Annotated in this window: 7 protein-coding genes; all 7 read left to right on the plus strand. The window is 64.0% G+C overall.

Annotation, left to right across the window (positions count from 1 at the left end):
• Positions 1-2,583: MBG domain-containing protein (locus AC04P6_RS00065; protein WP_475564542.1), on the plus strand; the 2,583-nt coding region annotated here is incomplete at its 5' end.
• 5 nt (positions 2,584-2,588) lie between these two features.
• Complete coding sequence (locus AC04P6_RS00070) at positions 2,589-3,104, plus strand: hypothetical protein (protein ID WP_475564543.1); 516 nt, start codon at positions 2,589-2,591, stop codon at positions 3,102-3,104.
• Between the two features lie 149 nt (positions 3,105-3,253).
• Positions 3,254-4,237, plus strand: a complete 984-nt coding sequence (locus AC04P6_RS00075) for an MBL fold metallo-hydrolase (RefSeq protein WP_475564544.1) — start codon at positions 3,254-3,256, stop codon at positions 4,235-4,237.
• 87 nt (positions 4,238-4,324) lie between these two features.
• Entirely contained in the window at positions 4,325-5,557 is a 1,233-nt protein-coding gene (locus AC04P6_RS00080; RefSeq protein ID WP_475564545.1) for a sensor histidine kinase, read from the plus strand.
• Between the two features lies 1 nt (position 5,558).
• Positions 5,559-6,344 (plus strand): response regulator, encoded by a 786-nt coding sequence (locus AC04P6_RS00085; protein ID WP_475564546.1) that lies wholly within the window; start codon positions 5,559-5,561, stop codon positions 6,342-6,344.
• A 203-nt stretch (positions 6,345-6,547) separates the two neighbouring features.
• Positions 6,548-6,835 carry a co-chaperone GroES gene (locus AC04P6_RS00090; protein WP_475564547.1) on the plus strand — a complete coding sequence of 96 codons (288 nt, stop codon included), beginning with the start codon at positions 6,548-6,550 and terminating at the stop codon, positions 6,833-6,835.
• Positions 6,836-6,902: 67 nt separating this feature from the next.
• Positions 6,903-8,543 (plus strand): chaperonin GroEL, encoded by a 1,641-nt coding sequence (groL, locus tag AC04P6_RS00095; protein WP_475564548.1) that lies wholly within the window; start codon positions 6,903-6,905, stop codon positions 8,541-8,543.
• Positions 8,544-9,075 lie beyond the last annotated feature (532 nt).

Below are 9,075 nucleotides of genomic sequence, written 5' to 3' on the forward strand. Positions count from 1 at the left end.
GACACCTACGACGTGACCTTCGAGGGCGTAACCCTGGGCGAGACCGCCGACACGACGGGCAACTACGTGGTAACCGCCGTGAACGCCGGCATGCTGAGCATCGAACCGGCGAGCCTCACCGTTACCGCTCTCGACAAGACCTACTCCTACACCGGGCAGCCCCAGGGCCCGGCGGGCACCTACGAGGCCGAGCTTGGCGCGTACGTGACGGTCGAGGGCCTGCAGGGCTCCGACGCACTGACCGCCATCACGCTTTCCGGCACGCAGACGATGGTTGGCGAGTATGACGGCGAAATCGTTCCCTCCGCTGCGGCGGTTGGAGCGGCGACCGGCAACTACGATATCTCCTACGTTGCTGGCAAGCTCACCATTGCCGCCGATAACACGCCGGTCGTGATCTCCTCCTCTTCCAAGAGCTGGACGTACGACGGCCAGACGCACACCGACGCGGTGTTCTCCCTCACGTACGGCGATGCCGAGGTTGCCCCCGACGCGACGGGCAGGGTGTTCACGCTCCCCACGGGCGATACGCTCACCGTTACCTCCACGGCTGAAGGCGTGAAGGATTACAACGCGGCGTACAGCAAGAACAACACGTTCGAATACGCGCTTGCCAATGCCGGTCAGTACGGCAACGTGACCACCGAGTTCGGTACGCTTTCCATCGAGCGCGCTGCACTCACCGTTACCGCGACCGACAAGGATTACACCTACAACGGCGAGGCCCAGGGTCCGGCCGGCACCTACGAGGCCGAGCTTGGCACGTACGTCGTAGTCGAGGGCCTGCAGGGCACCGACGCCCTGACCGGCATCACGCTCGCTGGTCAGAAGACGGCTGCGGGCACCTATGAGGACGCAATCGTTCCCTCCGCTGCGGCTGTGGGCGAGGCGACCGACAACTACGACATCGAGTACGTCGCCGGCACGCTGACGATCGCCAAGAGGGACATCACCGTTTCGGTTGAGGGCTCCACGGCTACGTACACCGGCACCGAGCAGTCCGGTAGCTCCAGTTACACGTTCGGCAACCTGGTGGAGGGCCATACGGCTACCATCGAATACAGTCCCGCAACGGGTGTTGATGCCGGCGTGTACGACAACGGCGCGTTCGGCGGCTTCACCGTGGTTTCCGGCGGGGAAGACGTTACCGCCAACTACAACCTGAAGACCGCAACGCCCGGCACGCTCGCCATCGAGCCCGCCGCCATCACCGTCACGGCCGATGACAAGAGCAAGGTCTACGACAACGACCCGTTCACCGATCCGCAGCTTACGGCGACCGTCACCGGCGCTCCTGCTGCCGGCGTGACCCCGGTCTACGAGGTCGTCCGCGAAGAGGGCCAGGACGTGGATACCTATTCCGTCTCGGTGCTCGTGGTTGCCGACGACAACCCGAACTACGTGATCGCGGTTGAAGATGGCATCTTCGAGGTAACCCCGGCTCCCGTTACCGTGACCGCCGCTAGCGAGGAATTCACCTACGACGGCACGGCCCACTTCAACGCGGAATACACGGTTACCGGCCTGGTAGGCGATGACGCAATCGTCGCAACCGTATCCGGCGAGATTACCTTCCCGAGCCAGAGCCCGGTTGCCAATGAGCTCGTGAGCTACGAGTTCACCGCGGGCAAGCCTGGCAACTACACCGTCACCACGGCCGATGGCAAGCTGACAATGAAGAATGCCGAACAGGCGATCACCATCACGGCGGCATCCGACTCCAAGACCTACGACGGCACGGCGCTCGCCAACGACGAGGTTACGCTCACCGCGGGCACCCTGTTCGAGGGTGACGTGCTCGTGGCCGAGGCCAGCGGCTCCGCCACCAACGTGGCCGACACGGCAGAGGGCAACAACCCGGTAGCCGAGGGCTACAAGATCATGCATGGCCTCGAGGACGTTACTGCTAGCTACGTGGTTACGGCTGAAGCGGGTACGCTCACCATCGCTCCCGCGCCCGTCACCGTTAAGGCCGACGACGCAACCAAGGTGTTCGGCGCCGCCGATCCCACCGAGTTCACCGCGACCGTCACCGGTCTGCTGGGCGACGACACCGTTGAGTACGCCGTTACCCGCGCTCTTGGCGAAGCGGTAGGCGACTACGCGATTACGCCCGCCGGCGAGGCTGCCCAGGGCAACTACGCGGTAACCTACGAGCCTGGCACGTTCACCATTACCGCGGCTCCCGCCCCGGCCCCGGCTCCGGCTGATGGCGGCACGCCCGGCGCGACGCCCCTCGTCGCCCCCGGTCCCGCGGCTCCCGCGCCCGCTGCCACCCAGGTGATCACCGATGACGCCACGCCGCTGGCTGGTCCCGAAGAGACCATCATCGATGAGGAAACCCCTCTTGCCGCGAATGATGCCTTCGCCGCCGATTCCGAGCAGCCCACCTGCTGGGTCCACTGGGCAATGGCTCTTGGCATCCTCGTCTCCGTGGCCGTATACGCCGTGGCCATTGCGCGTCGTCGCTCGTTCACTGACGGGCTGCGTGCCGACGGCGACGCCATCCGCGGCCTCGATCCCGATGCGTCCGAAACGTCGCAGGATAGCGCTCAGGGCGTTCCTGCCTACAAGGAGGTGTAACGACAATGCGTAAGCCGACTGTCATTATCACTATCATCCTGGTTGCTATCTCGATCGCCCTGCTGATTGCCTGGTACGCGCTTGGGCTCTACCGGGTGGACAGCCCGCTCGACCTGTTCGTCGACGTGGCATGGTGGCTCGTTATCATCGGGTGCTGCCTGCTGGTGGCGCACAGCGAGCAGAGGCGCCGTCGCGCGATCCGCACCATCTACGTTTCCGACAACGCGCTGTACAACAGCAGCACCGGGTTGGTTCCCTGCTCCGATCCCGCTCAGCGCCCGGCGGCCATGCGCCGCATCCTGAGCGACGTCGACTACGGGTTCCACAAGCGCGAGCTGCCCGCGGAAGGCACGTTCGAGTGCGTGTACGTGGTGAGCACCGACCGCTACGAGGATGGCGGCGCCGACAACGAGGTTCGCACGTGGGATGGCACCATTGACATGGTGACTCCCGGTGTTCGCAAGCCCGTTTCGTCGATTGAGTTCCATGGGGTGAAGCAGCTCTCTTCGCTCATGGCCTAACCAAGAAGGCTCGAGGGGGTTGGGGACGGCCGGAGCCGAACTCCTCTATAGGGCAGATGCCAGATAGAGGTTGTTCGGTTTCCGGTCGTCCTTTTTCGTGCCCTGCGCGTTCTGCCCTACAATGGGCCGAAATGCGTAAAGGGGAAGACATGCCTATGGAAACCACCACGTTCGATGCTCCATCCAAGCTGTACGAAGACGCGGCAGCTGCATATGCCCTGTACCGCGTTGGCGCCGATATTGGCGGCGAAGCGGTGCTTTTGGTATCGCAGGGGGAGTCCGCCCTCATCGATGCGGGCTACGCATGGTGCGTTCCCCAGACGTATCGCAATATCCAGGCCGTTCTGGGCGATAAGCCCGTCGACATGCTCTTGCTCACGCATTCCCATTACGACCATGCCGCAGGCGCCGGCTTCCTGAAGGCTTGCATGCCGGAAATGACGGTGTGCGCGAGCGCCCATGCCGCGCACGTGTTCGAGCGCCCAGGCGCCATCGCCACCATGCGCAAGCTTAACGATGCGGAGGCGCACGCCCAGGGACTCGAGGAGTACGAGGACGTCGCTGCCGTGAGCGTCGACCGCGTGCTTGCGCCCAACGAGGAGATTCGCGTGGGCGCCTTGACGTTCCAGGTGCTCGATGCCCCTGGCCATACGCGTGATTCCCTTGCTTTCTGGTCGGCTGAGGCGCGCCTTCTTCTTTCGTGCGAAAGCGCCGGCGTGTATGCTGGCCCCCTGCCCAAGGGGGCGGCTCCGGGCGGCGCGCTCGTCGACGGCACGCGTGTTCCCGCCGATGTCACGTGCATGTGCGAGATTCCCGCGCTCACGGGGTATGCCGACTGCCTGGCGTATATCGAGCGCGCGCGTGAGCTGGACCCCGCGGTCATGCTGGTTCCCCATTCGGGGGTCATGGTGGGGAAGCAGGTAGGCGCGTACCTGGCCGCCGCGGCGTTCTGGGGTGATTACGAGGGCAAGCTCGTGGTGCGCCTTCACAATCATGGCCTGTCGCCCCAGGCCATTCAGGAATGCTTCAAGCGCGTGTTCTACACGCCCAGCGTGCGCGACGTGCAGCCCGAGCCCGCGTTCGACCTGAACGCGTCGTACACCATTCCCCTCATCCTGCGCGAACTCTTGTAGACGCTTTGCATTCGGGGCGCATGCGCCTTTGGGGAATACGGCAAGAGGCGTATGGCGCGCGGCGGGGCTGTGCCATAGTATGGCAGTATGGATAATATTCTCGTAAACAAGCGCACGATGACGTCACGCGATTGGCTGATCGACGTGCTCGTTGCCCTGTCCGCGTTGCTGTTCGCCTACGTGCAGCTCTATCTAGCCACGTCGCCCATCGTCTTCCATGACGATTCGTTCCGCGACATGGTGGGCATCCTCACGCGCGAGCCCCAGCCCTCGGCGTACTTCCTGCTTGCGCTCACCGCGCTTCCGCTGGTGCTGCGCCGTCAGTTCCCCTGGCCGGTGTACGTGTTCGTGGTGGTGCTCTACTCCTTTGCGCAAGATTCCGCGCCGGGGTATGCCTTTTCCATTATCGGGCCGGTAATTGCCCTGTTCACGTTGGCGAACGAGCGTCCGCGCGGCGAGGTGATCGCCGCTTCCGTGCTGGCGGTGTTCCTGCTTTCCGTGGCCACCATTCCCAGCGACAACGACAGCGTTGCCCTGGTGGTGCGCGTGCAGAACGTCAGCTACATGGCGCTGGCCGTGGCTGCCGGCATCGCATGGCGTACGTACCAGAATTCGGTGCGCGCTACCGAGCAGCGCGCCATCGAGGCCGAGCGTTCCCGCGAAACCGAGGCCGCGCGTCGCGTCGAGGAAGAGCGCGTGCGCATCGCTCGCGAGATTCACGACATCACGGCTCACTCGCTTTCCGCAGTGGGCATCCAGGCGGCTGCGGCCGAAAAGCTCATCGATCGCAACCCCGAAGCCGCGCGCGAGGCCATCGTGCAGGTGCGCATGACGTCGAAGTCGGCGCTCGAGGAAATTCGCTCGATGATCGGCGTGCTGCGCAATGAGGATTCCGAAGCGGAAATGCGCCCCACGAACGGCACCGACCGCATGCCCGACTTGTGCGAGTACGCGCGCAAGGCGGGGCTGGAAGTGCATTACGAAGATGCGAGCTACCAGCGCCAATATGCCCCCGCGTTCGTTGATGTAGCGCTGTTCGGCATCGCGCGCGAAGCCGTTACCAACACGGTGCGCCACGCCCAGGCACATACCCTATGGATGCGCTTGGCGCTTTCCGATGGGTACGCGATGCTCACGGTGGAAGACGACGGCATTGGCTCGAGCAGCAAGACGGCCGTCGAGCATTCCCCACTTGGCGGCCATGGGCTGCAGGGCATGGAGGAGCGCGTGCGCGTGCTGCATGGCACGTTCCAGGCGGGCGATAGGCCGGCAGGTGGCTACCGCATTCAGGTGAGCCTGCCCATAGGCGAAAGGGAATAACATGGACGATCTGATCGGCGCATCCAATCCCAATAGCGAAACGTTCCGCGAGGCCAACGCCCGGTTGCGCGCGCAGAGCGAGGAGGCCGCCCGCATGGCGGAAGCGGCGATGAACGACATGCGCGACGTTTCCGTGCTCATCGTCGACGACCAGGACCTCGTGCGCAATGGCTTCCGCCTCATCATTTCCTCGTACGACCACGTGAAGGTAGTGGGCGAGGCCGACAACGGCATCGCCGCGTACGACCGCGCCCTCGAGCTGCACCCCGACGTGGTGCTCATGGATATCCGCATGCCCCTGGAAGACGGCATTTCCGCCACGCGCAAGATCGTGGGCAATCCGTCGCTGGCCGACACGCGCGTGCTGGTGCTTACCACGTTCGACATCGACGAATACGTCTACGATGCGCTGCAGGCGGGTGCCAGCGGCTTCATGCTGAAGGATTCCGAGCCCGACGATATCGTGCGCGCCATTCGCACGGTTGCCGACGGCGATGCCCTCATCCAGCCTTCCATCACGCGCCGCCTCATCGAGACGTTCGTCGATTCCCGTGCGCGCGATGCGCACGCTGCCGTGGAGCTTTCCGTGCTCACCGACCGCGAGCGCGAGATCCTGCGCATGGTCGCGCGTGGCATGAGCAACGAGCAGATTGCCGATGAACTGGTGATTTCCCCCGCTACGGTGAAGACGCACGTGGCGCGCATCATGGGAAAGCTCGATGCGCATGACCGCGCCCAGCTGGTGGTTATCGCCTACGAGCGAGGTTTGGTCGCGCCTGGCTGCTAAGCGCGCTTTCGCACGCATGCGCCCGTGTGGCAAAGGTAACGGTTGAGTTACCCAGACTCAGATTACTTGAAAACGCTTGCATGCACTGTCTCCAATGCTATGATTGCAGACGTTGTTTGGCACTCGTGATGTTTGAGTGCTAGCACTCTTCAGCAATTAAAGACAAGCCGCATTGCGGCGGTCAGTGAAAGGAAGGCTGTGCTATGAATCTGAAACCGTTGGGCGATCGCGTCATTGTCAAGCAGGACGAGGTGGAAGAGACCACCGCTTCCGGCCTGTTCATCGCCAGCAGCGCTAAGGAAAGGCCCACCACGGGCGTTGTCCTGGCCGTGGGCGAGGGCAAGCTCGCCGATGACGGCTCCCGTCTGCCCATGCCCGTTGCCGTTGGCGACCATGTCGTCTATGGCAAGTTCGGCGGCACCGAAATCGAAGTCGAAGGCGAGACGGTCATCATTCTGCGCGCCGACGATATCTACGCTGTCCAGGCGTAACAGCGCTTTTCTCCCCGCATAGCGACGCGGGATTCCGATATCAGCTACTGAAAGGAAAACGAACAACATGGCTAAGGATGTTCTGTTTGACACCGACGCCCGTGGCGCTCTTGCCGCTGGCGTAAACAAGCTCGCCAACGCAGTTAAGGTCACGCTTGGCCCCAAGGGCCGTTACGTGGCTCTGGAAAAGTCCTACGGCGCTCCGCTGGTCACCAACGACGGCGTGACGGTTGCCAAGGAAATCGAGCTCGAGAACCCCGTCGAGAACATGGGCGCTCAGCTGGTTCGCGAAGCTGCCGTTAAGACGAACGACGCTGCTGGCGACGGTACCACCACCGCCACGCTGCTGGCCGACGCCATCGTCACCGAGGGCCTGCGCAACGTCATCGCCGGTTCCGACGCCCTGGGCATCCGCCGCGGCGTTCAGAAGGGTGTCGACGCTGTAGTCGAGACCATCAAGGCCGACGCCATCGAAATCGAGAGCAAAGAGCAGATCGCCAACGTGGGCACCATTTCCGCTGGCGACGCCGTTATCGGCGAGAAGATCGCCGAGGCTATGGACCTGGTAGGCAAGGACGGCGCCATCTCCGTCGAGGAGAGCCAGACGTTCGGCATCGAACTCGAGCACGTCGAGGGCATGCAGTGGTCCCGCGGCTACATCAGCCCCTACATGGCCACCGACATGGAGAAGATGGAAGCCAACCTGCAGGACCCCTACATCCTGCTCACCGACCAGAAGATTTCCAACATCCAGGACATGGTTGGCCTGCTGGAAGCCGTTATGAAGTCCGGCCGTCCGCTGCTGATCATCGCTGAGGACGTCGAGGGCGAGGCTCTGGCCACCCTGCTGCTGAACAAGCTGCGCGGCACCCTGAACGTTGTCGCCATCAAGGCCCCCGGCTTTGGCGACCGCCGCAAGCGCATCCTGGAAGACATCGCCATCGTCACGGGCGCTCAGGTTGTCGACAAGGACTTCGGCATGACCATCGCCGACGCCACCGTCGAGATGCTGGGTCACGCCAAGAGCGTTAAGGTCGACAAGGACAACACGCTGATCGTCGACGGCGCAGGCGACAAGGCCGCTATCGAAGAGCGCAAGGAGCAGCTGAAGGCTGAAATCGAGCGCGTCGATTCCGACTTCGACCGCGAGAAGCTGCAGGAGCGCCTGTCCAAGCTCACCGGTGGCGTTGCCGTTCTGAAGGTTGGCGCTGCTACCGAAAGCGAGCTCAAGGAAAAGAAGAGCCGCATCGAAGACGCTCTGCAGGCTACCCGCGCTGCCGTTGAAGAGGGCATCGTTGCTGGTGGCGGCGTTGCTCTGGTCGACGCTCTGCCCGCGCTGGACGGCGTTGTCTGCGAGAACAAGGACGAGGAAATCGGCGTCGAGATCGTGCGCAAGGCCCTGGTTGCCCCCATGCGCGAGATCGCCAAGAACGCTGGCTTCGAGGGTTCCGTCGTTGTCGAGAAGGTTCGCTCCATGGACAAGGGCTTCGGCCTGAACTCCGCCACGGGCGAGTACGGCAACATGATTGAGATGGGCGTCAACGACCCCGTCAAGGTTACGCGCATCGCCCTGCAGTCTGCCGCTTCCGTGGCTACGCTGATCCTGATCACCGACTGCACCGTGAACGAGATCCCGAAGGAAGCCGACGCTTCCGCCGCCGCAGCCGCTGCTGCCGCTGGCATGGGAGGAATGGGCGGCATGATGTAAGTCGTTCCCGGTTGGGTTCGACCTGCACCGCGGGGCCCGGCGGCGTACCGCCGAGGCACGCCCCGCTCCGCTGCTCGCACGGCGCTTGATGCTGGGTGACTTGGGGTCCGAGAGGTTATGCCTCTCGGACCCTTTTTGCGTTCTGAGGGGTTTGCGCCGTGCTCGTGCGCTGCGCTGCTTCATGTTTTGTACTGGCGCTGCCCCGTGGGTTCCGGCTGCCCCGGCGCGGCAACGTTCGGCTGCGCCTTCCGTTGCCTTGCCCGGGGCAGCCGGAACCCACGGGATTGCAGCGCGGAGGATGGTGTTCAGAGGGTGCCTCGTGCGGTACGCCGCCGGGCCCCGCTGGGGAGTCCCGATCGGGAACGCCTTCCATCTGAGGACCGCTGCGAGCCGGGACGTTGCTGTCGCGGGGACTCACGGGCGCGGACGCTTCGCTGCGCGCCCTGCCGCGACGGGGTCCCGCTCGCCGGGTCGCGGGGTTCTGCCCACGGGCGGATGCGCTTCGCTGTCCGCCCTGATGTGGGCGGGTTCC

It is taken from the genome of Denitrobacterium sp., from assembly GCF_056180635.1.